31 protein-coding genes are annotated in these 26,083 nt (G+C 69.6%); 16 read left to right on the plus strand and 15 right to left on the minus strand.

From position 1 onward, the window contains the following. Positions 1 to 24: 24 nt before the first annotated feature. Together ASD66_RS12165 and ASD66_RS12170 are read right to left on the minus strand one after the other, a co-directional pair. Complete coding sequence (locus ASD66_RS12165) at positions 25 to 219, minus strand: hypothetical protein (protein WP_056677922.1); 195 nt, start codon at positions 217 to 219, stop codon at positions 25 to 27. A 120-nt stretch (positions 220 to 339) separates the two neighbouring features. Further along, entirely contained in the window at positions 340 to 660 is a 321-nt protein-coding gene (locus ASD66_RS12170; RefSeq protein ID WP_056891058.1) for a DUF3099 domain-containing protein, read from the minus strand. Positions 661 to 724: 64 nt separating this feature from the next. Here ASD66_RS12170 and ASD66_RS12175 point away from each other — a divergent pair, with 64 nt between their 5' ends. From ASD66_RS12175 to ASD66_RS12190, 4 genes are all read left to right on the plus strand, one after another. After that, positions 725 to 937 carry a dodecin gene (locus ASD66_RS12175; RefSeq protein ID WP_056677927.1) on the plus strand — a complete coding sequence of 71 codons (213 nt, stop codon included), beginning with the start codon at positions 725 to 727 and terminating at the stop codon, positions 935 to 937. Positions 938 to 1,016: 79 nt separating this feature from the next. Beyond that, positions 1,017 to 1,721 (plus strand): beta-ketoacyl-ACP reductase, encoded by a 705-nt coding sequence (locus ASD66_RS12180; RefSeq protein WP_056679341.1) that lies wholly within the window; start codon positions 1,017 to 1,019, stop codon positions 1,719 to 1,721. A 37-nt stretch (positions 1,722 to 1,758) separates the two neighbouring features. Then, positions 1,759 to 2,529 carry an enoyl-ACP reductase FabI gene (gene fabI / locus ASD66_RS12185; protein ID WP_056677930.1) on the plus strand — a complete coding sequence of 257 codons (771 nt, stop codon included), beginning with the start codon at positions 1,759 to 1,761 and terminating at the stop codon, positions 2,527 to 2,529. A gap of 63 nt (positions 2,530 to 2,592) precedes the next feature. Then, positions 2,593 to 4,278: a Mur ligase family protein gene (locus ASD66_RS12190; RefSeq protein ID WP_235530066.1), complete on the plus strand. Its 1,686-nt coding sequence runs from the start codon at positions 2,593 to 2,595 to the stop codon at positions 4,276 to 4,278. A 4-nt stretch (positions 4,279 to 4,282) separates the two neighbouring features. On the opposite strand, the gene ASD66_RS12195 is transcribed toward ASD66_RS12190, so the two are convergent. The 3 genes from ASD66_RS12195 to ASD66_RS12205 are packed head-to-tail and all read right to left on the minus strand — an operon-like array spanning position 4,283 to position 8,447. Then, positions 4,283 to 4,642, minus strand: coding sequence for a cupin domain-containing protein (locus ASD66_RS12195; protein ID WP_056891059.1), 360 nt, complete (start codon positions 4,640 to 4,642; stop codon positions 4,283 to 4,285). 5 nt (positions 4,643 to 4,647) lie between these two features. After that, on the minus strand, positions 4,648 to 7,443 hold the full coding sequence (cphA, locus tag ASD66_RS12200) for a cyanophycin synthetase (RefSeq protein ID WP_056677937.1): 2,796 nt from the start codon (positions 7,441 to 7,443) through the stop codon (positions 4,648 to 4,650). Further along, positions 7,440 to 8,447, minus strand: coding sequence for a cyanophycinase (locus tag ASD66_RS12205; protein ID WP_082599458.1), 1,008 nt, complete (start codon positions 8,445 to 8,447; stop codon positions 7,440 to 7,442). The genes cphA and ASD66_RS12205 overlap by 4 nt, the downstream gene beginning before the upstream one ends. A 33-nt stretch (positions 8,448 to 8,480) precedes the next feature. On the opposite strand from ASD66_RS12205, the gene ASD66_RS12210 reads away from it, so the two are divergent. Beyond that, the gene (locus tag ASD66_RS12210) at positions 8,481 to 9,002 is read left to right on the plus strand and encodes a SixA phosphatase family protein (RefSeq protein ID WP_235530067.1); all 522 of its coding nucleotides are present in this window, start codon (positions 8,481 to 8,483) and stop codon (positions 9,000 to 9,002) included. 28 nt (positions 9,003 to 9,030) lie between these two features. Here ASD66_RS12210 and serB read toward each other — a convergent pair whose 3' ends face one another. Further along, positions 9,031 to 10,254 (minus strand): phosphoserine phosphatase SerB, encoded by a 1,224-nt coding sequence (gene serB / locus ASD66_RS12215; RefSeq protein WP_056677940.1) that lies wholly within the window; start codon positions 10,252 to 10,254, stop codon positions 9,031 to 9,033. A 61-nt stretch (positions 10,255 to 10,315) separates the two neighbouring features. Between serB and ASD66_RS12220 the strand changes: the two genes are divergently transcribed. Further along, a complete protein-coding gene (locus ASD66_RS12220; RefSeq protein WP_056677943.1) occupies positions 10,316 to 10,672 on the plus strand; it encodes a VOC family protein in 357 nt (118 codons plus the stop codon). 18 nt (positions 10,673 to 10,690) lie between these two features. Here the strand turns inward: ASD66_RS12220 and ASD66_RS12225 are convergent, their stop codons facing one another. Beyond that, positions 10,691 to 11,428 (minus strand): hypothetical protein, encoded by a 738-nt coding sequence (locus tag ASD66_RS12225; RefSeq protein ID WP_056677946.1) that lies wholly within the window; start codon positions 11,426 to 11,428, stop codon positions 10,691 to 10,693. Between the two features lie 38 nt (positions 11,429 to 11,466). On the opposite strand from ASD66_RS12225, the gene ASD66_RS12230 reads away from it, so the two are divergent. From ASD66_RS12230 to ASD66_RS12245, 4 genes are all read left to right on the plus strand, one after another. After that, positions 11,467 to 12,267, plus strand: a complete 801-nt coding sequence (locus tag ASD66_RS12230; RefSeq protein ID WP_056891060.1) for an ABC transporter ATP-binding protein — start codon at positions 11,467 to 11,469, stop codon at positions 12,265 to 12,267. A gap of 9 nt (positions 12,268 to 12,276) precedes the next feature. Continuing rightward, positions 12,277 to 12,738 carry an NfeD family protein gene (locus ASD66_RS12235; protein ID WP_056677952.1) on the plus strand — a complete coding sequence of 154 codons (462 nt, stop codon included), beginning with the start codon at positions 12,277 to 12,279 and terminating at the stop codon, positions 12,736 to 12,738. Between the two features lie 95 nt (positions 12,739 to 12,833). Next, positions 12,834 to 13,988, plus strand: coding sequence for an SPFH domain-containing protein (locus ASD66_RS12240; RefSeq protein ID WP_056891061.1), 1,155 nt, complete (start codon positions 12,834 to 12,836; stop codon positions 13,986 to 13,988). Further along, entirely contained in the window at positions 13,985 to 14,746 is a 762-nt protein-coding gene (locus ASD66_RS12245; protein WP_056677958.1) for a sulfite exporter TauE/SafE family protein, read from the plus strand. The genes ASD66_RS12240 and ASD66_RS12245 overlap by 4 nt, the downstream gene beginning before the upstream one ends. 19 nt (positions 14,747 to 14,765) lie before the next feature. Here the strand turns inward: ASD66_RS12245 and ASD66_RS12250 are convergent, their stop codons facing one another. Together ASD66_RS12250 and ASD66_RS12255 are read right to left on the minus strand one after the other, a co-directional pair. Beyond that, complete coding sequence (locus tag ASD66_RS12250) at positions 14,766 to 15,128, minus strand: DUF4267 domain-containing protein (RefSeq protein ID WP_056891062.1); 363 nt, start codon at positions 15,126 to 15,128, stop codon at positions 14,766 to 14,768. Between the two features lie 10 nt (positions 15,129 to 15,138). Further along, positions 15,139 to 16,092, minus strand: a complete 954-nt coding sequence (locus ASD66_RS12255) for an alpha/beta hydrolase (RefSeq protein WP_056891063.1) — start codon at positions 16,090 to 16,092, stop codon at positions 15,139 to 15,141. An 87-nt stretch (positions 16,093 to 16,179) separates the two neighbouring features. Between ASD66_RS12255 and ASD66_RS12260 the strand changes: the two genes are divergently transcribed. Further along, on the plus strand, positions 16,180 to 16,629 hold the full coding sequence (locus tag ASD66_RS12260) for a Fur family transcriptional regulator (RefSeq protein WP_056677967.1): 450 nt from the start codon (positions 16,180 to 16,182) through the stop codon (positions 16,627 to 16,629). Next, positions 16,622 to 18,127: a catalase gene (locus ASD66_RS12265; protein ID WP_056891064.1), complete on the plus strand. Its 1,506-nt coding sequence runs from the start codon at positions 16,622 to 16,624 to the stop codon at positions 18,125 to 18,127. Before ASD66_RS12260 ends, ASD66_RS12265 begins: the two co-directional genes overlap by 8 nt. A gap of 60 nt (positions 18,128 to 18,187) precedes the next feature. Here ASD66_RS12265 and ASD66_RS12270 read toward each other — a convergent pair whose 3' ends face one another. Genes ASD66_RS12270 through ASD66_RS12290 form a run of 5 tightly spaced genes read right to left on the minus strand, consistent with a single transcriptional unit; the run spans position 18,188 to position 21,664 of the window. Further along, complete coding sequence (locus ASD66_RS12270) at positions 18,188 to 18,562, minus strand: ankyrin repeat domain-containing protein (RefSeq protein ID WP_056891065.1); 375 nt, start codon at positions 18,560 to 18,562, stop codon at positions 18,188 to 18,190. Beyond that, positions 18,559 to 19,524, minus strand: coding sequence for an ATP-binding cassette domain-containing protein (locus tag ASD66_RS12275; RefSeq protein ID WP_200950005.1), 966 nt, complete (start codon positions 19,522 to 19,524; stop codon positions 18,559 to 18,561). The genes ASD66_RS12270 and ASD66_RS12275 overlap by 4 nt, the downstream gene beginning before the upstream one ends. Before the next feature lies 1 nt (position 19,525). Then, on the minus strand, positions 19,526 to 20,341 hold the full coding sequence (locus tag ASD66_RS12280; RefSeq protein ID WP_056891066.1) for an ABC transporter permease: 816 nt from the start codon (positions 20,339 to 20,341) through the stop codon (positions 19,526 to 19,528). Further along, a complete protein-coding gene (locus ASD66_RS12285) occupies positions 20,334 to 21,131 on the minus strand; it encodes an ABC transporter permease (RefSeq protein ID WP_056891067.1) in 798 nt (265 codons plus the stop codon). The genes ASD66_RS12280 and ASD66_RS12285 overlap by 8 nt, the downstream gene beginning before the upstream one ends. A 41-nt stretch (positions 21,132 to 21,172) precedes the next feature. Next, positions 21,173 to 21,664: a DUF6174 domain-containing protein gene (locus ASD66_RS12290; protein WP_056891068.1), complete on the minus strand. Its 492-nt coding sequence runs from the start codon at positions 21,662 to 21,664 to the stop codon at positions 21,173 to 21,175. Positions 21,665 to 21,770: 106 nt separating this feature from the next. Between ASD66_RS12290 and ASD66_RS12295 the strand changes: the two genes are divergently transcribed. Together ASD66_RS12295 and ASD66_RS12300 are read left to right on the plus strand one after the other, a co-directional pair. After that, positions 21,771 to 22,919 carry an LLM class flavin-dependent oxidoreductase gene (locus ASD66_RS12295; RefSeq protein ID WP_056891069.1) on the plus strand — a complete coding sequence of 383 codons (1,149 nt, stop codon included), beginning with the start codon at positions 21,771 to 21,773 and terminating at the stop codon, positions 22,917 to 22,919. Then, positions 22,916 to 23,551: an FMN reductase gene (locus tag ASD66_RS12300; protein WP_056677990.1), complete on the plus strand. Its 636-nt coding sequence runs from the start codon at positions 22,916 to 22,918 to the stop codon at positions 23,549 to 23,551. Before ASD66_RS12295 ends, ASD66_RS12300 begins: the two co-directional genes overlap by 4 nt. Positions 23,552 to 23,581: 30 nt before the next feature. On the opposite strand, the gene ASD66_RS12305 is transcribed toward ASD66_RS12300, so the two are convergent. Next, positions 23,582 to 24,073: a VOC family protein gene (locus ASD66_RS12305; protein WP_056891455.1), complete on the minus strand. Its 492-nt coding sequence runs from the start codon at positions 24,071 to 24,073 to the stop codon at positions 23,582 to 23,584. Between the two features lie 27 nt (positions 24,074 to 24,100). Between ASD66_RS12305 and ASD66_RS12310 the strand changes: the two genes are divergently transcribed. Further along, positions 24,101 to 24,976: an AraC family transcriptional regulator gene (locus tag ASD66_RS12310; protein ID WP_082599459.1), complete on the plus strand. Its 876-nt coding sequence runs from the start codon at positions 24,101 to 24,103 to the stop codon at positions 24,974 to 24,976. Between the two features lie 109 nt (positions 24,977 to 25,085). After that, positions 25,086 to 26,081: a GNAT family N-acetyltransferase gene (locus ASD66_RS12315; RefSeq protein WP_056891070.1), complete on the plus strand. Its 996-nt coding sequence runs from the start codon at positions 25,086 to 25,088 to the stop codon at positions 26,079 to 26,081. Positions 26,082 to 26,083: the final 2 nt, after the last annotated feature.

Raw genomic sequence — 26,083 nt, forward strand, 5'->3', positions numbered from 1 at the left:
CGACGCGGCGCGCCCCAACCGGGCTCAGGACGTGAGTGGCTCGACGTCCTTGAGGAAGTTGCGCGCGGCGAGGAACTCGCTGAGTGACTCCTTGTGCTCGTCACAGGCCAGCCACGTCTTGCGACGCTCGGGCGTGTGCAGCTTCGGGTTGTTCCACAGCAGGGACCACCGAGCGGCTTCCTGGCAGCCCTTGGCGGAGCACCGCAACTCGTCATCCACGTGGTGGCTCCCTTCGTGAAGAGGCTCGGGAAAAGACGAATGCCGGACGGCCACGGGGGAGGTCGTCCGGCATTCGCTGGTTGATGATTGCACGACCGAGCGCCGAATCCAATCCGGGACTCACGTGTCGCGCTTCGTGCTCGGAGTCGGGCTCGGCTCCTTGCCGGGCAGCTCGCGACCGAACCAGTCGGTGGGGCGCAGTTCCACCTCGCGACGTTGCGGAGTGCCGTTCGCGAACACCACCGCGAGGTAGGGCAGGAACACGGCGCCCACCACCAGCACCCAGCGCAGCCAGCCGTCTCCGACGACCACGGCCCCGACGAAACAGACCGTGCGGATGCCCATCGAGATCAAGTAGCGCCGTTGCCGGCCCGCGATCTCGACGGCTGGCGCCGGTGCGGCGGTGGTGATCCGCACTGCTTCCGGGTCCTCGCGTGGCATGCCCCCATCGTACGTCGCTAGGCTGGTGGGGTTGTCCGCCGTACACCCCACTGGAGGTCCCCCGATGTCGAACCGCACCTACCGCGTCACCGAGATCGTCGGCACGTCGCCCGACGGCATCGACCAGGCCATCCGCAACGCCGTGGACCGCGCCGCCAGCACCCTGCGCCACATCGACTGGTTCGAGATGACCCAGGTCCGCGGGCAGGTCAAGGACGGACAGGTCGAGCACTTCCAGGTCGGCCTCAAGGTCGGCTTCCGCCTCGAGGACGACTGAGTTCCGAGCTGTCTGTCGAGACTGAGGTCACAGCCGTGGCTTTAGGCATACCCCTCGGTAATCTCTAGCGTCGGTGACCGTGAGCAGATCAGTTCTCGTCACCGGCGGCAACCGCGGGATCGGCCGCGCCATCGCCCAGGCGTTCCTCGACCAGGGCGACCAGGTCGCCGTCACGACGCGCAACGGCGGAGCACCCGAAGGCGCTCTGGACGTCCGCTGCGACATCACGGACCCGGCCGCGGTCGATGCGGCGTTCAAGCAGATCGAGGAGGCCCACGGGCCCGTCGAGGTGCTGGTCGCGAACGCCGGCATCACCAAGGACACCCTCGTCCTGCGGATGACCGACGACGACTGGGACTCGGTCATCGCCACCAACCTCACCGGCTCGTTCCGGGTGGCCAAGCGCGCCGCGAAGGGCATGCTCCGACTGCGTCGCGGTCGCATCATCTTCATCTCGTCGGTGGTCGGCCTGCTCGGGTCGCCGGGCCAGGTCAACTACGCCGCCTCGAAGTCCGGCCTCGTCGGCATGGCGCGATCGTTGGCTCGTGAGCTCGGCTCCCGCTCCATCACCGCGAACGTCGTGGCCCCCGGCTTCGTGTCCACCGACATGACCGACGTGCTCCCCGAGGAGCAGAAGGCCGCCTACCAGTCCCAGATCCCGTTGGGTCGCTTCGCCAGCGTCGAGGACGTCGCCGGTGCGGTCACCTGGTTGGCCGGCGACGGCGGCGCCTACGTCACCGGCGCGGTCATCCCGGTCGACGGCGGCCTCGGCATGGGCCACTGACCTCTCCCACCCCTCCCTGACACAAGGAGCAAGACGCATGGGCATTCTCGACGGCAAGCGGATCCTCGTCGCCGGTGTGACGATGGACAGCTCGATCGGCTTCGCGGTGGCCAAGGTCGCCCAGGAGCAGGGCGCCACCGTCCTGATCTCCAACTTCGGTCGCGCGCTCGGCATCACCAAGCGGATCGCCAAGCGCCTCCCCGTCGAGCCGCCCGTGCTCGAGCTCGACGTCACCGACGAGGACCACCTCGCTCGGCTGCCCGAGCTCGTGCGCGAGCACGTCGACGGCCTCGACGGTGTCGTGCACTCGATCGCCTACGGCAACCCCGAGACCCTGCTCGGCGGCAAGTTCCTCGACGGGCCGTGGGGTGACGTCGCCCAGGCGGTCCAGGTCTCGGCGTACTCCCTCAAGTCGCTGGCCGTGGCCAGCAAGCCGCTGATGAGCGAGGGCGGGTCCGTCGTCGGCCTTACCTTCGACGCGACGGTCGCCTGGCCGGCGTACGACTGGATGGGCGTGGCCAAGGCTGGCCTCGAGTCCACCTCGCGCTACCTGGCCCGCGACCTCGGCGCCGACGGCATCCGCTGCAACCTGGTCTCCGCCGGGCCGCTGCGCACGCTGGCTGCCAAGGCCATTCCCGGCTTCTCCGACCTCGAGGACATGTGGGGCACGCGTGCCCCGCTGGGCTGGGACAACACCGACCAGGAGCCCACCGCGCGTGCGGTCTGTGCCCTGCTGTCCGACTTCTTCCCGGCGACCACCGGCGAGATCGTGCACGTCGACGGTGGCTTCCACGCGATGGGTGCCTGACCCGATCCAGCCTGCGCGTGCCGGAGATCGGCGATGCCGGGATGAGTCTGTACCGTTCCGTGGGTGACTTCACTCATCGAGCTGCGCATCCTCGAAGGCCCCAATCTCTACTTCCCGCGGGCCGCGGTGAAACTGACCCTCGACATCACGCCGCTGGCCGAGGCGCCGGATGAGACGGTGCAACGGTTCGCGCGTCGGATCGGACTGAAGAACGTCCGTCAGGGTGCCGCCGGCTCCGGCTTCCGGCAGCGCTTCGCCACCCGTGCCGTGGCCCGGCTGGTCCGGTCGATCGCGGGGGAGTCGGGCACCGCGCGCCTCGCCGTACGCGTCCGCCCCACCAACGACCCGCACCAGATCGTGGTCGCCTTCCCGTGGCGGCACCGCAACAAGGGCGAGGCCCTGGGCCGCGCGGTGGCCGAGGTGCTCGACGCGCTGCCGGGCGCCGACATCGATGTCCTCGTCAGCGAGGTGGCGCAACGGTTGGCGACCGTCGAGGCGGGGGCGGCTCCGACCACGATCAAGCCGCGCATCCCGGTCGTCGCGGTCACCGGCACCAACGGCAAGACCACGACCTCGCGGATGATCGCGCACATCGCCCGCACCAACGGACTGCTGGTCGGCTGGTCGAACACTGACGGCATCTACATCGACGGTGAGCTGGTCGAGCCGGGTGACTACTCGGGCCCGTCGGGTGCCGGCCGGGTGCTGGCCCACAAGCAGGTGCAGCTGGCGGTCACCGAGACCGCGCGCGGCGGCATCCTGCTCAAGGGCATCGGCCTGACCCGCAACGACGTCTCGGTGGTCACCAACGTCACCGCCGACCACCTCGGGCTGCAGGGCATCGACACCGTCGACCAGCTCGCCGAGGTGAAGGCGGTGGTCCCGCGCATCACCCGACCCGACGGCTGGGCGGTGCTCAACGGGGACGACCCACGGGTCCTGGCGATGCGTCAGGTGATCAAGGCCCAGCCCTGGGTGTTCTCCCGCGACCCCGACTCGCCGGCCGTCCGCGAGGTGCTCAACAGCGGCGGTCGGGCGACCACCGTGATCGACGGCTGGGTCGCCGTGCTGACACCGGGCCGCGACGCCGACCCGTTGATCGAGCTGGTCGACGTGCCGATGACGCTGGCCGGACTGTCCCGCTTCAACGTCGAGAACACGCTGGCCGCTGCCTCCGCCGCCCTGGCCATCGGGATGCCCCGCGACGTCGTCGTGGAGGGCCTGCGCACGTTCCGACCCGACGCCGAGCACAACCCCGGCCGGATGAACTTCTTCTCCATCGGCGAGGTCTCGGTGGTGATGGACCTGGCCCACAACGAGGCCGGCCTCGAGGCGCTGATCGAGATCATGAACGGCGTACGCCGTCCCGGTGCGCGGATCCTCCTCGGGCTGGGCGTGGTCGGCGACCGGCAGGACGAGCTGATCGAGCAGCTCGGCGAGATCGCTGGGCGCGACGCCGACGTGCTGGCGATCTGCCACAAGGAGCGCTACCTGCGCGGGCGTACGACGGACGAGCTCGACGTGCTGATGCGCGCCGGGGCGGAACGCGTGGGCGCCACGCACATCGTGTCGTGGCCGACCGAGGTGTCCGGACTCGAGGCACTGGTGGCCCAGGCGCAGCCCGGCGACGTCGTGGGCATCATGTGCCACGCCGAGCGCCAGGAGTGCTACGACTGGATCGCCGGCAAGGGCGGCACGCCCGACAGCCCCGAACACCTGGCCGAGAAGGTCCGCGCGGCCCGAGACTGACGGATCAGGGGGCGTCGACTGCCCCGACGTGGTTGTCGAGGTCGACGTCGCCCTCGACGACGAAGCCGAGGAGGCCCGCGGTGGTGCGGGTCTCGTGCTGCTCGCCGGCCTCCCAGACCGCGGCCTGGCCCGGACCGAGATGCTGCACCACGCCGTCGTAGCCGCTGACCGTCGCGTTGCCCTCCATGACCACCAGGAGCTGGCGGCCCAGGGCAGGGTGACGTCCGATCACCCCGCCCGGGGCCAGTTGGACCACGACGAGGTGGGCGTCGGCGGTCAGGCCGAGCGCCCCCACCGTGAAGCCGGTGCTGTGGTTGGCCTCGATCCTGCGCCTGGGGACCTGGTCGAGCCTGAGGATCCGCACCCGGGTCAGACGCGGTCGCTCGACACCGAGGTGATGTCGGGGTCGGCGGCGGGGGAGTCGTCGGTGGCGCCGGAGCCGGCCTGGGCCTGGTTGGACCAGTTCTCCAGCTCGGCCATCACCTGCGGGTGCTTGTCGACGCACAGGATGACCAGGTCGCCGCGGTTGGCGCGACTCATCGCGTGACGGATGGCGTCGGTCTCGTCGGTGATCACCTCGACCTGCTTGCAGCGGGTGCCGGCCTCCATGGCCCGGCGTACGCCCTCGGCCACGAACCCGGCCACCTCGCCGCGTTCGCGCCCGCGCAGGGCGACGTCCTCGCGGACCACGACCACGTCGAAGTGCTGGGCCGCGATCTCACCGAGCTCGCGCATGTCCTCGTCGCGGCGGTCGCCGGCGGTGGCGATGACGCCGATCCGGGAAGGACGGGCCAGCTCGTGTGCCGACTCCAGCGACTCGCCGACCCGGTCGACGAAGTCGCCGAGCATGCGCATGCCGGGCGCGTTGTGGCAGTAGTCGACGATGACGTTGACGCCGTTGACCTCGACCTCGTTGAGCCGACCGGGGGACTGGTAGTAGTTCGTCGAGAACGTGCGCATGCCCTGGCGGATGTCGTGCAGGGGAGCACCGGCGGCGAAGGCCGCGGCGGCCGCGGCCATCGCGTTCTGCACGTTCATCCGGGCCCGGCCGCCGAAGGTCGACGGCAGCAGGTGGGTCCACGCCAGCTGCATCTCACGGCGCCCGTGCTTGACCACGATCATCTCGCCGCGGTCGGACGGCGCCAGGATCAGCGCCTTGCCCCCGCGCCGGCAGTGCGCGTCGATCATCTCGCGGGCCTCGGTGCCCGGCTCCTCCATGGAGAACCAGACGATCTGGCCCGAGCAGCGCCGGCGCATGTTGCGCACCAGCGGGTCGTCGGCGTTGAGCACGGCGTGCCCGTCGCGGGGCACCGCCTCCACCACGACGGCCTTCACGTCGGCGAGCTGCTCGACCGTGTCGATGCCGCGCAGTCCCAGGTGGTCGGGCTGCACGTTGAGCACCACGGCGACGTCGTTGCGCTCGTAGCCGAGCCCCTCGCGCAGGATGCCGCCGCGGGCCACCTCGAAGACCGCGAAGTCGACGCGCGGGTTCTGCAGCACCATGCGGGCAGACCGGGGCCCGGACGCGTCGGCCCGGATCAGCAGCCGCTCGTCGATCACGACACCGTCGGTCGAGGTCATGCCGACCTTGCGGCCCATGCCCTTGAAGATGTGGGAGATCATCCGCGACGTCGTGGTCTTGCCGTTGGTGCCGGTCACCGCGACGATCGGGATGCGTGACGGTGCGCCGGGCGGGAAGAGCATGTCGACCACGGGCTTGGCGATGAACTGCGGCTCGCCGATGGTCGGGTGGGTGTGCATGCGGAACCCGGGGGCGGCGTTGACCTCACAGATCGCGCCGCCGGTCTCACGGACCGGCTCGGTGATGTCGGGGCAGATGAAGTCGATGCCGGCGATGTCGAGCCCGATCATGCGAGCCGCCTCCTCGGCGATCTCGACGTTCTCGGGGTGCGCCTCGAAGGTGCGGTCGATCGAGATGCCGCCGGTCGACATGTTCCCGGTCAGCGCCAGCTTCACCTGGACGCCGGCGTCGGGCACGTCGGTGAGCTCGAAGCCCTGGTCGCGGACCCTCTCGATGGCGGCGTCGTCGACCTTGATGCGGGTCAGCACCTTCTCGTGCCCGACTCCGCGCCGCGGGTCGGCGTTGGCCATCTCGACGAGGTGCTCGATGGTGCTCGTGCCGTCACCGGTGACCCCGGCAGGCACCCGCTCGGCGACCGCGGCGAGCTTGCCGTCGATGATCAGGCACCGGTAGTCCTTGCCGGTGACCATCGACTCGACGATCACCCAGCCGCGGCGGGACTGGTCCTTGGCGACCGGGAACGCCTCGCGGACGTCGTCCTCGTTCTCCAGGTCGAGGCAGACGCCTCGGCCGTGGTTGCCGTCGAGCGGCTTCACCACCACGGGGTAGCCGATCCGGTTGGCGACGGTGACCGCCTGGTCGGCGGTCCGCACCGACTCCTGCTTGGGCACCGGCAGCCCGGCGGCACCGAGCAGCCGCGTGGTGAGGTCCTTGTCGCTGGCGATGTCGACCGCGATGGAGCTGGTCTCCGAGGTCATCGTGGCCCGGATGCGCTTGGCGTGGACGCCCTGGCCGAGCTGCACGAGCGAGTGCTGGTTCAGGCGCAGCCACGGGATGTCGCGAGACACCGCCTCGTCCACGATGGCCTGGGTGGACGGCCCGAACGCGGTGCGCTCGGCGCGCTTGATGAACGCCTCGAGCTCGTTGTCCCAGTCGAACTCCGGGTCGGCCTCGACCAGGTGGTTGACCAGGCGTACGGCGAGACGCGCGGCGGCCAGGCCGACCTGTTCGTCGACGTAGCCGAAGATCACGTTGTAGTGCCCGGGCTTGCCCTTGACCTGTCGGGTCTTGCCGCGACGGATGTCGTGGCCGACCACCTGCTGCAGGGCGAGCGCCGTGTGTTCGGCGACGTGGCCGAGCCAGGTGCCCTCGTTGAGGCGCTCGACGAAGCCGCCGCGACGGCCACGGGAGCAGGAGTGCTCACGCAGGCCGGGCAGCATCTGGAGGATGTTGTCGGTGAAGGCGGGGATGGTGTTCGTCGGGTACTGCTCGAGTGAGCCGAGATCCACGACCAGGTGGATCGAGCGGTCGTAGGACCAGATGTTGGCTCCGCGGTAGACCCGCGTCTCGACGATGGCCAGGTCAGCGGTCGGGCGTCCACCCGCCAGGGGAGTGTCGGTCATGAGCTCGCTTCCGTCTCGTCGGCTTCGATGGTCTGGTCGGCGTCCTTGCGACGCCTGCTCTTGCGTCTCCGGAGCACCGAGGGTGACACGTCACCCGCCGCGATGTCGCGGGCCAGCTTGCGCAGGTCGCGACCGGCCTCGGCGATCTCGGCCGCCTCGGCGACTGCCGGGGCAGGCACGAGTGTGCGTGTCGTCAGGTCGAAGGTCGCACCTTGCGGCAGCACGTGCAAGACGACGCCCGAGGTCAGCAGGGGTGACGAGCGCGACGCCTCGTGCGCGTTGCTCACGATGCGGGCCGGGTCGAAGATCGTCACGGCCCCGCGGCCGATGACGCGCAGGATCTCGTGGTCGCCCTCGACCGTCACGACGGCGGCGGTGTCCTCGTCGACACCCATGCCGAGCAGCTGCGGCGACTGGGCGACGATCATCAGCAGCCGGCCGTAGCGGTTGCGCTGCTCGAAGTGCTGGTCGATCACGCAGTTCTCGACCAGTCCCAGTCCGGCCGCGACCTGGGTCATCCGCTGCTTGGCGGTGGCACCGCCGGTGCCGAAGGCCACCATGTGCGAGGACTGGATGCTGGCGCCCGCGGACGTGCCGGCGATCACCGCGCCACGTCGTCGGGCGGCGTGGATCGCCTCGCCGAACGGTGTGCCGCAGATCGCGCCGGAGAGCTTGAGCTGGTTGCCGCCGGTCATGAAGATGCCGGTCACGTCGGACAGTGCCTCGACGAACTCCGCGTCATGCGACTGCTCACGGGTCACCGGTCGAACGGAGACGACGTCGGCCGCCCCCAGCTTGCGGAACAGCGCGTCGTACACCTCGACGATCTCGGGGCCCAGGGAGGACGCCGTGGCGATCACGGCGATCTTCGCGTGCGAGCCTCCCGAGGCCCGGACGAACTCGGTGAGCACCGAACGCCTGCGCAACTTGTCTTCGGCGCCGCCCACGATCATCAGGGGGCCGGGCGTGGGGGAATCGATGGGGGACTCACTCTCGCTGGGCATGACAGGCAGGCTAGCCGGTGCCAACATGGTCGCGTGCACAAGTCTTCCCGGATCCTCGTCCTCATGCGGCATGCCAAGGCAGAGACGCCCTCGGCACTCGATCACGAGCGGGAGCTGGCTCCTCGTGGACGACGCGAGGCGGCGTTGGCAGGCGAGTGGTTGCGACAGGTCGAGGTGGTGCCCGACGCCGCCCTCGTGTCCTCCGCAGCGCGCACGCAGGCCACCTGGTGGGAGGTCTCGACGGCGGGAGGGTTCGACTGCCCGGTCGAGACGAGCGACGCGTTGTACGCCGCCGAACCGGACTCGGCGCTCGACCTGATCCGTCTCACGTCGGACGACGTACGCAGCCTGGTCGTCATCGGGCACAACCCGACCATGGCGTTCCTGGCGCAGACGCTGGACGACGGCGAGGGGGACACCGACGCCTCCACCGGCATGATCGCCGGGTTCCCCACGGGCGCGATGGCGGTCTTCGAGGTCAGCGGCGCCTGGACCGATCTCGACATGGGCGGCGCCCGCCTGGCCCGCTTCCACGTGCCGCGTGAGGACGACTGACTCCCGACGGGGCGAGCCAGCCCCTCGCTCAGACCGGAGGTGCCGGCGTGACGATGCCGACGGCGGCGTCAGCGGCCTCGATCTCCTCGCGGGAGATGCCGAGGAGGTACATGATCGCGTCGAGGTAGGGCACGTTCACCGCGGTGTCGGCCGCCTGCTGGACGACCGGCTTCGCGTTGTAGGCGATGCCGAGCCCGGCCGCGTTGAGCATGTCGAGGTCGTTCGCCCCGTCGCCGATCGCGATCACCTGCTCCTCGGTGACCCCCACGTCGTGGGCGAAGCGGCGCAGGGCGGCGGCCTTGCCGGCCCGGTCGACGACGTCGCCGACGATGCGCCCGGTGAGCCGGCCGTCGACGATCTCGAGCTCGTTGGCGTGGGCGAAGTCGAAGCCGAGGTCGGCCGCGATGCGGTCGGTGATCTGGCTGAAGCCGCCGGAGACCATCGCGAACCGGTAGCCGAGTCGCTTCAGGGTGCGGATCATGGTGCGGGCACCCGGGGCGAAGACGATGCCCTCGTAGACCCGCTCGAGGGCACGGGCGTCGACCCCTTCGAGCAGGGCGACCCGTTCGCGCAGTGAGTCGGCGAAGTCGAGCTCGCCGCGCATCGCCTGCTCGGTGACCCGGGCGACCTCCGGCTCGCAGCCCGCGTGGGCGGCCAGCATCTCGATGACCTCGCCCTGGACCAGCGTGGAGTCGACGTCCATCACGATCAACCGCATGCCGCGTCGCAGCAGGTTGGCCGGCTGGACCGCGACGTCGACCCCCTGGAGGGTGGCCTCCTTCACGAGGCCCTCACGCAGGGTGTCGGTCGAGACCCCCGAGACGTGGAGCTCGATGGCAGTGACCGGGTAGCGGGCCATGCGCTCGATGCGGTCGATGTTGCCGCCGGAGTCCGCGATGCGTCCCGTCATCGCGGCCATGGCGGCCGCGCGCAGGGGCGCCCCGATGATCGTGACGTGGCTGCGCCCGTCACGACGGGACTTGTTGTCACCGACTCCGCGGTCGACCTCGACCTGCATGCCGAGTGCCGAGCCGACCTCGACGACCGCGTCACGGAGCTTCTTCCACTCCCGGGGCGCACTGACCAGCACGCCGAGCACGAGGCGTCGGCGAAGCACGATCTGCTCGATGTCGATCACCTCGACACCCGCAGCGGCCAGCCTGGAGAAGACCGCCGAGGTCACGCCGGGACGGTCCTTGCCGGTGAGGGTGATGAGCAGGGTCTTCGGCGGGGCTTCTTCGAAGTCAGTCATGACGGGTAGAGGCTACTGCGGTCCTGGCCGGTTGTCGGTGCCGACTCGTAGTGTGGGCCGCATGTCCGACACACACCACACCGTCAACTACATCGAGCTCGGTGCCACGGACCTCGCGGCGGCGAAGGCGTTCTACACCTCCGCCTTCGGCTGGGAGTTCAACGACTACGGCCCCGACTACGCCGGCATCAAGCTGCCCGGGCGCGACGACGAGATCGGCGGGCTCAACCCGGCCACGACTCCGCAGCCCGGCGGCCCGCTGGTCCTGATCTCCTCCGACGACCTCGACGCTACGCATGCCGCGGTGCTGGCGGCCGGGGGCACGGTCACCGAGGGTCCCTACGCGTACCCGGGCGGCCGTCGGTTCCACTTCACCGATCCGTCCGGCAACGCCCTCGGGGTCTACTCCCACCAGTGACACGACACAGGTGAGGGCCTAGTCAGGGGGCCAGACCTCGGGGGAGCAGGCTGCGACCAGGGCCCGGCGGGCGGCGTGTTCCAGCGGGAGGAGCGCGTCGGCACGCTGCGCCATCTCGTGCGCCGTCACCGCGGCGCCATGGTCCTGGCCGGCCAGCTCGGTGATGCCCAGGGCCTGGAGTGCGCGGCCGGCCAGCGATCTCGCGCGCTCGGGCGTGCCGGGCGGTGCGTCGTAGGCCGGCACGTGGCGCAGGTTCATCAGCTCGTCGGCGACCTCGGGACGCCAGCGCGCCACCTCGAGGTCGACGAGGGCCGTGGCCGCGGTCGACACCGCTGCCCGCAGTCCCCGGTCTGCCTCACCGAGATCGACCAGGGCACGACGCGCGGCCGGCAGCACCTGCCACACCACGCCGGCCCCGGCCCGGACCGGGACCAGTCCCAGGTCGGCGCCTTCCAGGACGACGGCCTCGCCGGCGTCGAGTGCCGCGGCATTGAAGTCGGCGGGGCCGCCGAGCCCGGTCGGGTCGCCGGGCGCGGGCAGGGCGAGCCCCGCCGAACGCGCACCGGAACGGCGTACCGCGCCGAGGGCCAGGAGCAGCGGAGTGGTGCCGTCGTCGCCCGGGAGTCCGACCAGGTCGTGTGCTGCGTCGCCGTCCAGCACGGCGTCGCGGACGTCGTCCGGAGTGGCGGCTCCGCGCAGCCAGGCGGACAACCACCACGCCATGCGGGCCGAGTCGATGGGGAGTGCCGATGCCATGGCGCGGGAGCCTACGCCGGGTGGATAGGGTGCGGGACATGAGCGCCGTACTTGAGTTCGCCGAGGTGACGGTGCGCCGTGGGGGCGCCACGTTGCTCGACGGCGTCAACTGGACGGTCGAGGAGGACGAACGCTGGGTGATCCTCGGCCCCAACGGAGCCGGGAAGACCACGCTGATCCAGGTCGCGGCGGCCCAGATCCACCCCACCTCGGGAGTCGCGGGCATCCTCGACGAAGTGCTCGGCACCGTCGACGTCTTCGAGCTGCGCCCGCGGATCGGCCTGACCAGCGCGGCGATCGCCGAGCGCATCCCGCGCCACGAGCTGGTCCGGGACGTCGTGGTGTCCGCGTCGTACGGCGTGCTCGGCCGGTGGAACGAGCACTACGACAACCTCGACCACGGCCGCGCCGAACAGCTGCTCGTCGAGCTCGGTGCCAAGCCGTTGCTCGACCGCACCTTCGGCACGTTGAGCGAGGGCGAGCGCAAGCGGGTGCAGATCGCCCGCGCGCTGATGACCGACCCCGAGCTGCTGCTGCTCGACGAGCCCGCGGCGGGCCTCGACCTCGGCGGCCGCGAAGACCTCGTCTCCACGCTGTCGCTCCTTGCGCAGGACGAGCTGGCCCCGGCCACCGTGCTGATCTCGCACCACGTCGAGGAGATCCCTCCGGGCTTCACCCACGCCCTCCTCCTGCGGCAGGGACAGGTCGTAGCGGCAGGCCCCGTGGAGCGGGTGATCACCGAGGAGCTGCTCAGCGCCACCTTCGGGATGCCGTTGCAGTTGGATCACGAAGACGGCCGGTACGCCGCCCGGCGCCGATCGCGCCGACACGCGGGCTAGGGTTTCGTCATGGACTGGTTGCGCGAACACGCATGGGAGACCTGGTTGGGTCTCACCATCCTGCTCGGCGTGGCCGAGCTGTTCAGCATGGACCTCATCCTGCTCATGCTCGCCACCGGTGCCGGGGTCGCGATGGTCGCCGCGTTGCTCGGCGCGCCGTTCGAGCTGACCGTCCTGCTGTTCGCCGGTGCCTCGGTCGCCGCCTTGGCCCTCGTGCGCCCCAGTGCCCTCAAGAAGCTGCACGCCGGCCCGGAACTCTCGCTCGGCCACGGCAAGCTGGTCGGCCACCACGGCGTCGTCCTGGCCCGGATCAGCGACCAGGACGCCGGCCGCATCAAGCTCTCGGGTGAGGAATGGACCGCCCGGCCCTACGACGAGTCGATCGTCATCGAGGCCGGAGAGACGGTGGAGGTGCTCCAGATCAAGGGCGCCACGGCCTACGTCCACCCGGTGCCGCGACTGGAGCCCTGAAGGCTCTGCCGGCATCTGCTCCACCACGCACCTGAACCACCAGACCTGCTTCACGAAAGAGTGACGGATCTTCCGTCCGGGGAAAGGAAGAGCAGATGACCGCAGTTCTCGTCCTGCTGCTACTGCTGCTGCTGTTCGTCGTCGTCGTACTCGCCAAGACCGTGCGGATCGTTCCGCAGGCGCGTGCCGGCATCGTCGAGCGCTTCGGCAAGTACAAGGGCTCGCTGCCCGCAGGCCTCAACATCGTCGTGCCGTTCATCGACAAGGTCCGCTACATGATCGACCTGCGCGAGCAGGTCGTGTCGTTCCCGCCGCAGCCGGTGATCACCGAAGACAACCTGGTCGTCTCGATCGACACCGTCATCTACTTCCAGGTCACCGACCCGGTCGCCGCGACGTACGAGATCGCCAACTACATCCAGGCCGTCGAGCAGCTGACCATGACCACCCTGCGCAACATCGTCGGTGGCATGGACCTCGAGGAGACCCTCACCAGCCGCGACGCGATCAACAGCCGTCTGCGTGGCGTGCTCGACGAGGCCACCGGCAAGTGGGGCATCCGGGTCAACCGTGTCGAGCTCAAGGGCATCGACCCGCCGCCCTCCATCAAGGACTCGATGGAGAAGCAGATGCGTGCCGACCGCGAGAAGCGTGCCGTCATCCTCACCGCCGAGGGTCAGCGCCAGGCCGCGATCCTGACCGCCGAGGGTTCCAAGCAGTCCGCGATCCTCTCCGCCGAAGGTGACCGGGAGTCGCTGATCCTGCGCGCCCAGGCCGACCGGGAGTCTCAGATCCTGCGTGCCCAGGGTGAGGGACAGGCCATCCAGACCGTCTTCCAGGCGATCCACGACGGCCGGCCTGACCAGTCGCTGCTGGCCTACCAGTACCTCCAGATGATGCCGAAGATCGCGGAGGGCGACGCCAACAAGGTCTGGATCGTCCCGTCCGAGATCGGCAAGGCGCTCGAGGGCCTCGGCTCGACGATGACCGAGCTCAGCGGAATCCCGAAGGACGTCGACGGGCCGCGTGTGCGTGTCGACATGGGATCCAGCGAGCCGAACATCCCCGACCCGGCCGACCCGACCCTGTCGAGCACGCACGCCGCGGTCGAGCAGGCCATCGCCGAGGCCAAGGGCGCGGCCATCGGCAAGGACTCGGCCGCCGCAGCGGTGACTCCTGAGACGCCAGCCGCAGCGGCTGACCCCGAGGTGCCTCCGGCACTCGACCAAGAGGTGCCTCCGGCACCGTGACACTGCTCGAAGCCGCGGCCGTCCTGCTCGCAGGCCTGGCCGCCGGCACCATCAACACCGTGGTGGGGTCGGGAACGCTGATCACGTTCCCGACCCTCCTCGCGTTCGGCGTACCCCCGGTCACCGCCAACGTCTCCAACACCATCGGCCTCGTGCCCGGCTCGATCTCCGGGGCGATCGGCTACCGGCGTGAGCTGGTCGGCCAACGGGCCCGCATCCTGAGGCTCTCCGTCGCCTCGCTGATCGGCGGCGTCATCGGGGCGGTGCTGCTGCTCGAGCTGCCCTCGGGTGCGTTCGAGGCGATCGTCCCGGTCCTGATCGTGGTCGGCTGCCTCCTGGTGGTCTTCCAGCCGCGCATCTCGGCATGGGTGGCCAAGCGGCACGAGGCCGCGGGCGGCCTGCCGGCCAACGGCGCGTGGTGGGTGTGGCCACTGGTCCTGCTCGGCGGCGTGTACGGCGGCTACTTCGGCGCGGCCCAGGGCGTGCTGCTGATGGCCGTGATGGGCATCGGCATCGACGAGACCCTCCAGCGGCTCAACGGCACCAAGAACGTGCTCGCCGGGCTGGTCAACCTCGTCGCGGGCGTGATCTTCGCTGTCGTCGCCGACGTCGACTGGCTGGTGGTGGCGCTGATCGCGACGGGGGCCGTGGTCGGCGGGCAGCTCGGTGCGATCTACGGTCGCCGTCTGCCGCCGCTCGCCCTGCGTGCGTTCATCGTCGTGGTCGGGGTCGTCGCGCTGATCTTCTTCCTGGTCTGACCCGCCACCGGCGGGCGGGTCAGCGGCGGGCCATCACGAGTGCGGCCGCGCCGGCAACGACGGCACCGACCGCGGGCAGGGTCAGGAAGCCGCTGGTGGCCTTGGTGACCGAGCCGTCGATCCCGGCGGCGGTGCCGGAGAACGCGTCGGTGGCGTCGACGGCCATCCCGACCAGGACGAGGTTGCGCTGGCTGGTGCCCGAGGCAGCGAGCGTGACCGCGCCGAGGGCGACCTCTCGGGCCCCGAACATCCGGCTCATGTAACCGAGCTGCGGGTTCGCCCCCGGGTCGAGCCGGAAGATCTTCGCGGCCAGTGCAGGGGAGACCAGCGCGACGGCGCCGAGGACGATGCGGGCGAGGTTGAGACCGGTGACGGGGTTCATGTCCCGGAGACTAGCGAGCGTCGACGTACGCCGTCAGCCAGGTGTCCATCTCGGCGTACACCTTCTTCCGCACCTCGGGCAGGGACAGCACGACGTCGTGGCGCGCGTCCTCGACCGCGATGCTCGTGACGTGACGCCCGAGTGACGGCGCCCAACGCCGGATCTGGTTGACGTCGAGCACGATGTCGTGGCGGTGCACCGAGTCGTCCATCGACTCCGGTGCCGCGCTGCGGGCACTGGAGAGCACCAGCGAGGGGCAGCCGACCTCGATGCCGGCATGGAGCTCGGAGTGGCCGTTGCGCACGGCGCGCAGCCACCCGGCGTACACGGGCTGCGACTCCACCGGCTTCCAGGACAGGTCGAAGTCGAACTCGCCCTCCAGGTCACGGTGCAGGCTGCGGGTGTAGAACCCCGAGACCGGGCGGGGGATCACCCGCTTGGGTGTGCGGGCCCCGACCTGCTTGATCACCGTCGTACCGATGGTGCGGGTCCACCAGGCGCCCTGCATGTCGAACCAGGGGGAGTTCAGCACCATGCCCGCCAGCTCGGGTCGGCGGTCGTTGGCCCACAACGGCACCGTCAGCCCGCCCGTGGAGTGCGCGGTGAGCACCACGTGGTCGTGGCCGTCGCGGCCGCTGATGCGGGCCCAGGCGGCGTCGAGGTCGGGGAAGTACTCGCGCAGGTCCTCGACGTAGTTGACCGTCTGGTGCTGCCGGATCGAGCGGCCGTACTTGCGCAGGTCGAGGGCGTAGAAGTCGTAGCCGCGGGAGGTCCACCACTCGGCGTACTCGGTCTGGAAGAAGTAGTCGGCGAACCCGTGCACGTGCAGCACGGCCTTCGCGTTCGGGGTGTCGGCCGGGCGGTGCACCAGGGTGGCCACCACGGCGCCCTCGGAGTCGTCGGGGAGCTCGATGGTCTCCTGCGTGTACGGCGCCCCCAGGACGTCGGTCTCGACCTCGCTCATGCCGGTGATTCTTGCAGTCGTGGCAAGGAGACTCGCCCCGACCGCTCAATTCTTGAATAGTTCCAGAAAAGGTGGTTGAGTGCTGGCATGCCCCGCACCGATCCCACCGTCATGCTGCGGGAGAAGTCCCTGCGTGTGACGCGGCCGCGGATCGCCGTCCTCGAGGCGCTCACCCGACACCCGCACGCAGACGTGGACACCGTCGCACGCGTCGCCCGCGAGGACATCGGTTCGGTCTCCACACAGGCCGTGTACGACGTGCTCAGGGTGCTGTCCGACGCCGGCCTGGTGCGCCGCATCGAGCCCGCTGGTTCGCCGGCCCGGTTCGAGGTGCGAGTCGGGGACAACCACCACCACCTCGTGTGCCGCACCTGCGGCGACATCGCCGACGTCGACTGCGCGGTCGGAGACGCGCCGTGCCTGCACGCCGTCGAGACCCATGGCTTCGTCATCGACGAGGCCGAAGTGACCTACTGGGGCCTGTGCCCCAGCTGCTCGTCCACCCGACACCCCACCGAAGGAGCACGCAGTGTCTGACGACAACACCAAGCCATTGACCACGGCGGCCGGCGCACCGGTCACCAACAACCAGGACAGCCTCACGGCGGGTCCGCGCGGTCCGATGCTGCTCCAGGACCTCTGGTTCCTGGAAAAGCTGGCGCACTTCGACCGCGAGGTCATCCCGGAGCGCCGCATGCACGCCAAGGGCTCGGGTGCCTACGGCACCCTCCGCATCACCCACGACATCTCGAAGTACACCAAGGCCGCGATCTTCAACAAGGTCGGCAACGAGTGCGAGATGTTCGCCCGCTTCTCCACCGTGGCCGGAGAGCGCGGTGCGGCCGACGCCGAGCGCGACATCCGCGGCTTCGCCCTGCGCTTCTACACCGAGGAGGGCAACTGGGACGTCGTCGGCAACAACACACCGGTCTTCTTCTTCCGCGACCCGCTGAAGTTCCCCGACCTGAACCGCGCCGTCAAGCGCGACCCGCGCACCAACCTGCGCGACGCGGAGAACAACTGGGGCTTCTGGACCAACCTGCCCGAGGCGCTGCACCAGGTCACCATCGTGATGTCGGACCGCGGCATCCCGAAGTCCTACCGTCACATGCACGGATTCGGCTCGCACACCTTCTCGTTCATCAACGCCGAGGGCGAGCGGTTCTGGGTGAAGTTCCACTTCCGCACCCAGCAGGGCATCGAGAACCTCACCGACGAGGAAGCCGCCAAGCTGGTCGGCGACGACCGCGAGTCCAGCCAGCGCGACCTCTACGAGTCCATCGAGAAGGGCGACTTCCCGAAGTGGAAGTTCTTCATCCAGGTGATGCCCGAGGCCGACGCGGAGAACTACCGCTTCCACCCCTTCGACCTCACCAAGGTCTGGTCGAAGAAGGACTACCCGCTGATCGAGGTCGGCGAGTGGGAGCTCAACCGCAACCCGGAGAACTACTTCGCCGACGTCGAGCAGGCCGCCTTCACCCCGGCCAACCTGGTGCCCGGCATCAGCTTCTCGCCCGACCGCATGCTCCAGGGCCGCCTGTTCTCCTACGGTGACGCGGCGCGCTACCGCCTCGGGGTCAACCACCACCAGATCCCGGTGAACTTCCCCAAGGGCGCGCCCAGCCTGAACACCTACCACCGCGACGGCACCATGCGCGTCGACGGCAACCAGGGTGGCGTGCCCGGCATTGAGCCGAACAACTTCGGGCGCTGGCAGGAACAGCCGGCGTACGCCGACCCCGCACAGGCGATCGGGTCGACTGCCGACCGGTTCAACTTCCGCGAGGACGACGACAACTACTTCGAGCAGCCCGGTGACCTGTTCCGCCTGATGAGTGCCGAGCAGCAGCAGGTGCTCTTCGAGAACACGGCCCGCGCCATCGACGGTGCGTCCGAGACGTCGGTCGAGAAGCACATCGAGCACTGCACGCTGGCCGACCCGGCGTACGGCGAAGGTGTCCGCAAGGCGATCGAGGCGCTGAAGGCCGGCAACCTCGGCGACAGTGACCCCAACCCGGACAACACCCCTGCCTGACCCAGCGATACTCCCTGACGTTTCGGTCCCTCGGACCGAAACGTCAGGGAGTACCTGATTTCAGAGCAGGTGGGTGCGGCCGAACAGCTCGGCGGCCGCGCGGGCGGTCGGCGTACCGGCATCGAGGTCGGCGCCGGCCGTGACCAGCACCGCCACCACGTCGTCGGCCCCCTTGAACAGCGCGCCGGCGACCGGGGACTGGTCACGGTCATTGCGCTGGTCGACGTCGGCGCCTCGTTCGACCAGTGCCGACACCGTGGCCGCGTGACCGTGATAGGCGGCCAGCATCAGCAATGTGTTGCCCCCGGCGTCGGTCGCGTCGACCGGGAGGCCGTGGTCGAGGAACTCCAGGAGCTGCGTTGTCTCGCCGGCGCGGGCCAGGTCCCTGGCCAGGGCCAGCACTCGTTCGGTCTGCTCAGGGGTCAGCTCTGTCATGGGCTCATTCTCCCTGCACCGGCGTAGATCGTGCGGATGACGTCCTCGATGTCCGGCTCGCGCAGGGACAGGTCGGCCACGTCGTACGCCGCAGCGACGGCGGCCACGATCGGTGCCGCACTGGCCTCGGTGGGGAACGCCAGCCACTGCCGCGGGCCCTCGACCTTGACCACCTCGGCGCCGTCGATCGCGATCGGCGGCGCCTCGTCGACCAGGTCGACCACCAGGGTGCGTCGTGACCCGCCGCGCTGGTGCAGCCCGGCGAGGCTTCCGTCGAAGACAGCGGTGCCGTGGTCGATCACGATCACGCGGTCGCAGAGCGCCTCGATGTCCTGGAGGTCGTGCGTGGTCAGCAGCAGGGTCGTGCCGCGGCGCTCGTTGAGGGCGCGCAGGAACTCGCGCAGACGGCCCTTGCTGATCACGTCGAGGCCGATGGTCGGCTCGTCGAGATAGAGGATCTCGGGGTCGTGCAGCAGAGCGGCCACGATGTCGCCACGCATCCGCTGGCCGAGTGAGAGCTGGCGCACCGGGGTGTCGAGCAGGTCGTGGAGGTCGAGCAACTCGAGGAACTCGTCGAGGTTCTCTCGATGGCGTGCCGGGTCCGTGCGATAGATCTTCTGCAGCAGGTCGAAGGAGTCACGCAGTGGCAGGTCCCACCACAGGGTGGTGCGCTGCCCGAAGACCACGCCGATGCGCCGGGCCAGCTCGGTGCGGCGTCGGGACGGGTCGAGCCCGGCCACGCTGATCGAGCCGGACGACGGCACCAGGATGCCGGTCAGCATCTTGATCGTGGTCGACTTGCCCGCCCCGTTCGGGCCGATGTAGCCGACCATCTCGCCCGCGTCGATCGAGAACGACAGGTCACGCACGGCCTCGACGTCATGGCTGGTACGCCGCAGCCGGCCGGCCTTCTTGCGCACGGTGAACGTGCGGCCGAGGTCACGCACTTCGATCAGAGACATCTCAGCTTCCCGTCGAGCGGTAGTGGCGGACGCCGGAGCGCCACACGAACGTGGTCAGCCAGAGCATCGCCGCACCCACGAGGAGGCTCAGGAACTGGAACCACTGGGGCATCCCGAACGGGTCGTCGCGACCCAGGATGAACAGCGCGGGATACCAGTTCACGAAGGCGAGTGGCAGCACGAAGGTCAGTGCCTTGACCACCTCGCCGGGGAAGATCGCCAACGGGTACTGGGTGATGGTGTTTCCCCCGTAGGTGAAGGCATTCGCGAACTCGACGCCGTCGGCAGTCAGGAACTGGATGCAGGCGAGCATGACGAAGATCGAGCAAAAGATCGCCGCCCCGCCGGTCAGCATGCCGGCCATGACCAGGAGGCGCATCGGCGTCCACTCGACGTACAGGCTCGCCCAGCCCGTGACGATCGTGCAGAGCAGGATCCGGGACAGTCGACGCAGGGCGAACTCGTTGGAGCAGACCTGTGCCAGCAAGGGCACGGGGCGCACCATCATCGTGTCGAGGTCACCCATGCGGATCATCTGGCCGAGTCTCTCGATGCGGCCCACGAACATGTCGGCGAACGCGAGCCCGATCCCCGTCGCCCCGTAGAGGAAGGCGACCTCCCGCAGGCTGAACCCGCCCATGGAGTCGATGGTGTGGAAGAGGATCCAGATGCCGATGAAGTCGAGCGCCCCGATGACGAAGCCGGCGACGGTCATCATCCAGAACGACACCCGATAGGTCATCGAGGCGCGCACCCACATGGCAGCGATCCGCCAGTACCCGGTCCACCCGTCGACGACGTGCGTGCTGTCAACCACCCTGGACCACCACCCGGCGTTCGGCCACCCGCAGAAGCGCCAGGCAGGCCAGCATCAGCACGGCACTCCAGGCGGCCGCGAAGCCGAGGCCCAGCCACACCTCGGCACCGGCCCGCTGGCCGAGCCAGATGTCTGCCGGGATCTGCAGCATGGCGGCCCAGGGCATCGCCATCGCGAGGTCGCGCAGCGCACCGGGGAACAGGACGAGTGGCACGGTCAGGCCGGTGAAGAAGGAGTTCATCACGATGAGCACCGTGCGTGGGCCGGCCTCGTCGAAGAGCCAGAACGACGTGATCGCCACCAGCAGGCGCATCGCGAAGCTCACGACCACCGCCAGCAGCACCGCCAGCATGAAGGCGACCCAGGCGAACGGCCCGCGGGGAAACCGGAGGTCGAAGAGCAGGGCACCCACGATCGCGGGACCGACCCCACGGGTCAGCAGGTGGTACGCCGCTCGCCCGAGGTCGGCCGCGAGATACCAGCCGAGCAGGCCGACCGGACGATAGAAGTCGATCACCACGTCGCCGCTGCGAATCCGGTCGGCGAGGTCGTCGGGGGAGCCGCCGCCGAACATGCCGACGGTCATCAGCATGGCCTGCCCGAGCCACACGTAGGTCAGGGCATCGGTGACGTCGTAGCCGCCGGCGTCGGGACGCTGCTCCCAGACCGCCATGTAGACGAAACAGCTGATGATCCCGAAGACGCAGTTGGTGAAGATGCCCGCTGCCGTCGCCAGGACGTAGGTGGAGTAGCGCCGGAAGGCACGCGTCGCGATGGCGACGTACAGCATGTGACCTCCGGGCAGTCGTGGGCGACCCCGGATCCTTTCACCTAGCGAGGTGTCACGCCAACCACTTTGATCGTGTACTCGTCGTCGACCGCGTTCGTGATGTGGTCGACCTTGAGTGAGCGCACGGCGCCGGTCTCCGGGTCGTAGGTCACCCGGACCGTGGCGGAGTCGCGGAGTGCGGTCTCGACCTGGTCGAAGAGGTCCTCCATGGTGGCGATCTCGGGCGTTGCCTCGGCCTTGGGTGCGGCGAGGTTGGTGGCGTCGACCATCGCGTCGCCCTGCACCTCGATCCGCATGTCGAGCGGGGGACAGAAGCAGAGCTGTTCATAACGCCAGCGGTAGTGGTCGATGCCGGCGTTCTTCCAGTCCTCCCTGGCGTCTAGCAGGCGCGTCTCCGGCGTGCTCACCTCGGTGATGCCGTCGGTCGGCGTCGCGGTGGGGTCCTGGTCGGGATCCGTGCCGGCAGTGTCGTCGCCGGTGCCGCAGCCGGCCAGGAGGAACACGGTCATCGCGGCCATCAGGAAGCTCTTCATGTCAGTACGACGGCCGTGTCGCTCGACTGGTTCCGCGTGGGAATATCCGTCCGGCCACTCCGGTTGGACCATGTGATTGCATATTCAACTACTTGAGGAGCCTGTGATGCAGTTCGGTATCTTCACCGTCGGCGACGTGACCACCGACCCGACGACCGGTCACACCCCGACCGAGCACGAGCGGATCAAGGCCACGGTCGCCATCGCGAAGAAGGCCGAAGAGGTCGGCCTCGACGTGTTCGCCACCGGCGAGCACCACAACCCGCCCTTCGTGGCGCCCGCGAACCCGACCGTCCTCCTGGCCAACATCGCGGCCCAGACCGAGCGCATCGTGCTCTCCACGTCGACCACGCTGATCACCACCAACGACCCGGTACGGATCGCCGAGGACTACGGCTACCTGCAGCACCTGGCCGAGGGCCGCGTGGACCTGATGATGGGCCGAGGCAACACCGGCCCGGTCTACCCGTGGTTCGGCAAGGACATCCGCGACGGCATCCCGCTGGCGGTCGAGAACTACGCGCTGCTGCACAAGCTGTGGCGCGAGGAGTCGGTCGACTGGGAGGGAAAGCACCGCACCCCGCTGCAGGGCTTCACCTCCAGCCCACGCCCGCTCGACGGCGTCGCGCCGTTCGTGTGGCACGGCTCGATCCGGTCTCCCGAGATCGCCGAGCAGGCCGCGTACTACGGCGACGGCTACTTCCACAACCACATCTTCTGGCCGTCCTCGCACGCCGCCAAGATGGTGCGGTTCTACCGCCAGCGCTTCGAGCACTACGGCCACGGCACCGCCGACCAGGCGATCGTCGGGCTCGGCGGCCAGGTCTTCATGCGGAAGAACAGCCAGGACGCGATCAACGAGTTCCGGCCCTACTTCGACCGCGCCCCGGTCTACGGCCACGGCCCTTCGCTCGAGGACTTCATGCAGCAGACGCCCCTGTTGGTGGGTTCGCCGCAGCAGGTCATCGAGCAGACCCTCGGCTTCCGCGAGTACGTCGGCGACTACCAGCGCCAACTGTGGCTGCTGGACCACGCCGGCCTGCCGCTGAAGACCGTTCTGGAGCAGCTCGACATCCTCGGCGAGGAGGTCGTGCCGGTCCTGCGCAAGGAGTTCGCCGCCCTCAAGCCGGCCCACGTGCCCGACGCCCCGACCCACGAGTCCCTCGTGGCTGCCGCCGGCGGCCCGCGCGAGTCCACCACCGTCCACGCCGCTGACGACGTCACCGGCAAGTCACCCGAGGAGGTGTCCGCATGACCCTCAAGATCGCCGTCGTCTCCGCCGGTCTCAGCGACCCGTCGTCGACCCGCCTGCTGGCCGACCGGCTCGCCGACGAGTCGGTGCGACTGCTCACCGAGCGCGGCCACGAGGTGGTGCTCGACGTGATCGAGCTGCGCCCGCTGGCCCACGCCCTGGCCGACTTCATGCTGACCGGGTTCGCCACCGGTGACCTCGAGGAGGCCCTGGCCTCGGTGTCGCGGGCCGACGCCCTGATCGCGGTCACCCCGGTGTTCACCGCGTCGTACAGCGGCCTGTTCAAGATGTTCTTCGACGCCGTCGACAACGATGCGCTGGAAGGTACGCCGGTGCTGGTCGCAGCGACTGCCGGGACAGCCCGGCACTCCCTGGTGCTCGAGCACGCGCTACGGCCGTTGTTCGCCTACCTCAAGGCGGTCGTCGTGCCCACCGCGGTGTTCGCCGCGAGTGAGGACTTCGGCAGCACCGCCGGCGGCGCGCTCGACACTCGGGTCCGCAAGGCCGCCAACCAGCTGGTGGCGTTGCTCGGCGCCGGCCAGCCGACGCGTGCCACCCGACCGGTCAAGGTGACCATCGACAACCCCGAGGACACCCCCGACTTCGCGTCGATGCTGGCCGCAGTCTCACGCTGAGGCCGAGTTCGGACAGGCCGGGCGGTCGGGTCAGCGGCTCTCTTCCTCGAGCCACGCATTGACCCGTCGCTCGGCCTCGTCCGGGTCGACGTCCTCGACCCGGGTCATCACGGCCCAGCGGTGGCCGAAGGGGTCGAGGAACGCGGCGTAGCGGTCACCGGTCACGAAGGTGTCGGGCTCGCCGTACGACTTCGCGCCGGCGTCGATCGCGGCGGCGTGCACCGCGTCGACGTCGGGGCAGTAGAAGACGGTGCTTCGGCTGACCACGTCACCGCCGTCGGGGGCGGCCAGATTGTGGTCTGGTGCGGGGTCGCTGAGCTGCATGCGGCCGTTCGCCACCTCGAGCTCGGCGTGCGCGATCGTGCCGTCGGGTGCCTCCATGCGGCTGATGACGGTCGCGCCGAGCACGGCGGTGTAGAAGTCGATCGCCTCCGCTGCGCCCCGGCAGCAGAAGTACGGCGTGAGGCTGGTGTAGCCGGCGGGGATCGGGTCGACGGTCGGGGTCTTCTGTTCGGTGGTCATGTCACCCATGCTCCCTAGGCTGGGGCCATGGGCTCTTGGAAAAACGCGACAGGTCGCCGCGGCCTCCCACCCGATGCCCGTCGTCCGGCCACGTCGACCCATGCGGGCATCCTGAGGCCCGACCAGTTCGCGCGGTACGCCGACCTGTCGCGGCCCACGCCGGACCCACGACTGGACCCGTGGATCGAGCACTACTGGACCGTCGCGTGGAACCTGCCCACCGGGACGACCTACCTCTCGGAGGTCGTGCCGCACCCGGCCGTCCACGTCACCGTCGAGTCCGGCACGACGCCGCACCACGGGCTGGAGATGCCCGCCGCCCTGGTGCACGGGGTGGTCACCCGCAGGTTCTCGATACCGCTGTCCGGCGAGGGGCGCTCGTTCGGCATCAAGTTCCGCCCGGGTGGGTTCGGCGCCTGGACGGGTGACGACGTCGGCGGGTGGACCGACCGGGTGGAGTCCCTGCGGGCCGTCTTCGGTGCTGCCGCCGACGACCTGCTGCGCGACGTGCTGGGCGAGAGCTCCGACGCGGTGCGGGCCGAGGTCATGGACGCCTTCCTGCTCGAGCGACTGCCCGCCCCCGATCCGGCGTACGACCGGGTGATCGCCATCGTGGCCGGTCTTGTCGCCGACTCGTCGCTGGTCACCGTCGAGCAGGTGGCCGAGCGCTTCCACGTCTCGGTGCGCACCCTGCAGCGGCTGTTCCGGCGCTACGTCGGTGTCGGGCCCAAGTGGGTGCTGCGCCGTCACCGCCTGCACGACGCGGTCACGCTGATCGATGCGGGGGAGTACGCCGACCTGGCCGACCTGTCCGCCCGCCTCGGATGGTTCGACCAGGCCCACTTCACCCGCGAGTTCACCGATCTTGTCGGCGTCCCGCCGGGGGAGTACGCCGACCGCTGAACGCTCGGCCGATTGAACGCTCGGCACATTGAACGCTCGGCCGATTGAACGCTCGGCCCATTGAAAAAACTGGTTGCGTGACGCCAGCGTGACCGATTGTGTGGCGGGCATGGAGATCATCGAGATCGACGTCCGCAACGATGCTGCCCGGCGGGAGTTCTTCGCCGTCGAGCAGGAGGTGATCCACCACGACCTGCCCGACGGCTGGGAGCGCACCTACGAGTCGTTCGAGAAGTCCGTGCTGCAGCCTGACAACCCCTACCGGCGGGCCACCCGGCTGGCCGCGGTGGTCGATGGAGCGTGGGTGGGCACCGCGGAGGTCGGCCTGCCGCTCAAGGACAACACGCACCTGGCCGAGGTCGAGCTCGTGGTGCGACCGCACGCTCGGCGTACGGGGGTGGGCCGGGCGCTCTTCGCCCGCGTCGAGGAGATCTGCGCCGAGCACGGCCGCACGACCTCGTGCGTGGAGATGCACGTTCCTCGGGGCGTTGCCTTCGAGAGCAGCCCGGGTGCGCGGTTCGGCCGCACATTGGGGTTCGAGAGCGTCCACCAGGAGGACCACCTCGTGCTCGACCTGCCGGCCGACGTCTCCCACCTGGAGGCGGCCTCGGCGGGCGCCGGGTCGGCGTACGAGATCGTGCTCTGGGGTGAGCGGTGCCCCGACGAGCACGTCGCCCAGTTCTGCGCCATGCGGACCCAGATGGCCAACGACGTGCCGACCGGCGAGATGGACATCGAGGCCGTCGTCTTCGACGAGGAGCGGCTGCGCACCGGCGAGTCACGTCTTGCGCAGGGCTGGATCCCGATCGTGGCCGCGGCCCGGCGCCGCGACGACGGCGTGATGGGTGGCTACTCCATGCTGATGCTGCCGCGCGGCGGTGACCTCGTGCTCCAGGACGACACCCTGGTCATGCCGGAGCACCGCGGTCACCGCCTCGGCACCGCACTGAAGCTGGCCACCCTCGAGGTCGTACGCCGGGAGCACCCCGAGCGCCGGGCGATCCACACGTGGACCGAGCCCGACAACCACGCGATGCAGCGCACGAACGCCGACTTCGGGTTCACGCCTCGGGCACGGCTCCACGAGTTGCAGCGTCAGTCCTGACC

This window comes from Nocardioides sp. Root151, assembly GCF_001427925.1.
Classification (GTDB): Bacteria; Actinomycetota; Actinomycetes; order Propionibacteriales; family Nocardioidaceae; genus Nocardioides.

Bases quoted from the DNA above. Each gene is read 5' to 3' on its own strand.
- ASD66_RS12170 (WP_056891058.1), bottom strand. From the start codon at position 660: ATGCCACGCGAGGACCCGGAAGCAGTGCGGATCACCACCGCCGCACCG.
- ASD66_RS12290 (WP_056891068.1), bottom strand. From the start codon at position 21,664: ATGAAGAGCTTCCTGATGGCCGCGATGACCGTGTTCCTCCTGGCCGGC.
- ASD66_RS12255 (WP_056891063.1), bottom strand. From the start codon at position 16,092: ATGAGCGAGGTCGAGACCGACGTCCTGGGGGCGCCGTACACGCAGGAG.
- ASD66_RS12310 (WP_082599459.1), top strand. From the start codon at position 24,101: ATGGGCTCTTGGAAAAACGCGACAGGTCGCCGCGGCCTCCCACCCGAT.
- fabI (WP_056677930.1), top strand. From the start codon at position 1,759: ATGGGCATTCTCGACGGCAAGCGGATCCTCGTCGCCGGTGTGACGATG.
- ASD66_RS12285 (WP_056891067.1), bottom strand. From the start codon at position 21,131: ATGCTGTACGTCGCCATCGCGACGCGTGCCTTCCGGCGCTACTCCACC.
- ASD66_RS12235 (WP_056677952.1), top strand. From the start codon at position 12,277: ATGGACTGGTTGCGCGAACACGCATGGGAGACCTGGTTGGGTCTCACC.
- ASD66_RS12305 (WP_056891455.1), bottom strand. From the start codon at position 24,073: ATGACCACCGAACAGAAGACCCCGACCGTCGACCCGATCCCCGCCGGC.
- ASD66_RS12270 (WP_056891065.1), bottom strand. From the start codon at position 18,562: ATGACAGAGCTGACCCCTGAGCAGACCGAACGAGTGCTGGCCCTGGCC.
- cphA (WP_056677937.1), bottom strand. From the start codon at position 7,443: ATGACCGACACTCCCCTGGCGGGTGGACGCCCGACCGCTGACCTGGCC.
- ASD66_RS12175 (WP_056677927.1), top strand. From the start codon at position 725: ATGTCGAACCGCACCTACCGCGTCACCGAGATCGTCGGCACGTCGCCC.
- serB (WP_056677940.1), bottom strand. From the start codon at position 10,254: ATGACTGACTTCGAAGAAGCCCCGCCGAAGACCCTGCTCATCACCCTC.
- ASD66_RS12295 (WP_056891069.1), top strand. From the start codon at position 21,771: ATGCAGTTCGGTATCTTCACCGTCGGCGACGTGACCACCGACCCGACG.
- ASD66_RS12220 (WP_056677943.1), top strand. From the start codon at position 10,316: ATGTCCGACACACACCACACCGTCAACTACATCGAGCTCGGTGCCACG.
- ASD66_RS12250 (WP_056891062.1), bottom strand. From the start codon at position 15,128: ATGAACCCCGTCACCGGTCTCAACCTCGCCCGCATCGTCCTCGGCGCC.
- ASD66_RS12260 (WP_056677967.1), top strand. From the start codon at position 16,180: ATGCCCCGCACCGATCCCACCGTCATGCTGCGGGAGAAGTCCCTGCGT.
- ASD66_RS12225 (WP_056677946.1), bottom strand. From the start codon at position 11,428: ATGGCATCGGCACTCCCCATCGACTCGGCCCGCATGGCGTGGTGGTTG.
- ASD66_RS12300 (WP_056677990.1), top strand. From the start codon at position 22,916: ATGACCCTCAAGATCGCCGTCGTCTCCGCCGGTCTCAGCGACCCGTCG.
- ASD66_RS12315 (WP_056891070.1), top strand. From the start codon at position 25,086: ATGGAGATCATCGAGATCGACGTCCGCAACGATGCTGCCCGGCGGGAG.
- ASD66_RS12240 (WP_056891061.1), top strand. From the start codon at position 12,834: ATGACCGCAGTTCTCGTCCTGCTGCTACTGCTGCTGCTGTTCGTCGTC.
- ASD66_RS12230 (WP_056891060.1), top strand. From the start codon at position 11,467: ATGAGCGCCGTACTTGAGTTCGCCGAGGTGACGGTGCGCCGTGGGGGC.
- ASD66_RS12205 (WP_082599458.1), bottom strand. From the start codon at position 8,447: ATGCCCAGCGAGAGTGAGTCCCCCATCGATTCCCCCACGCCCGGCCCC.
- ASD66_RS12275 (WP_200950005.1), bottom strand. From the start codon at position 19,524: ATGTCTCTGATCGAAGTGCGTGACCTCGGCCGCACGTTCACCGTGCGC.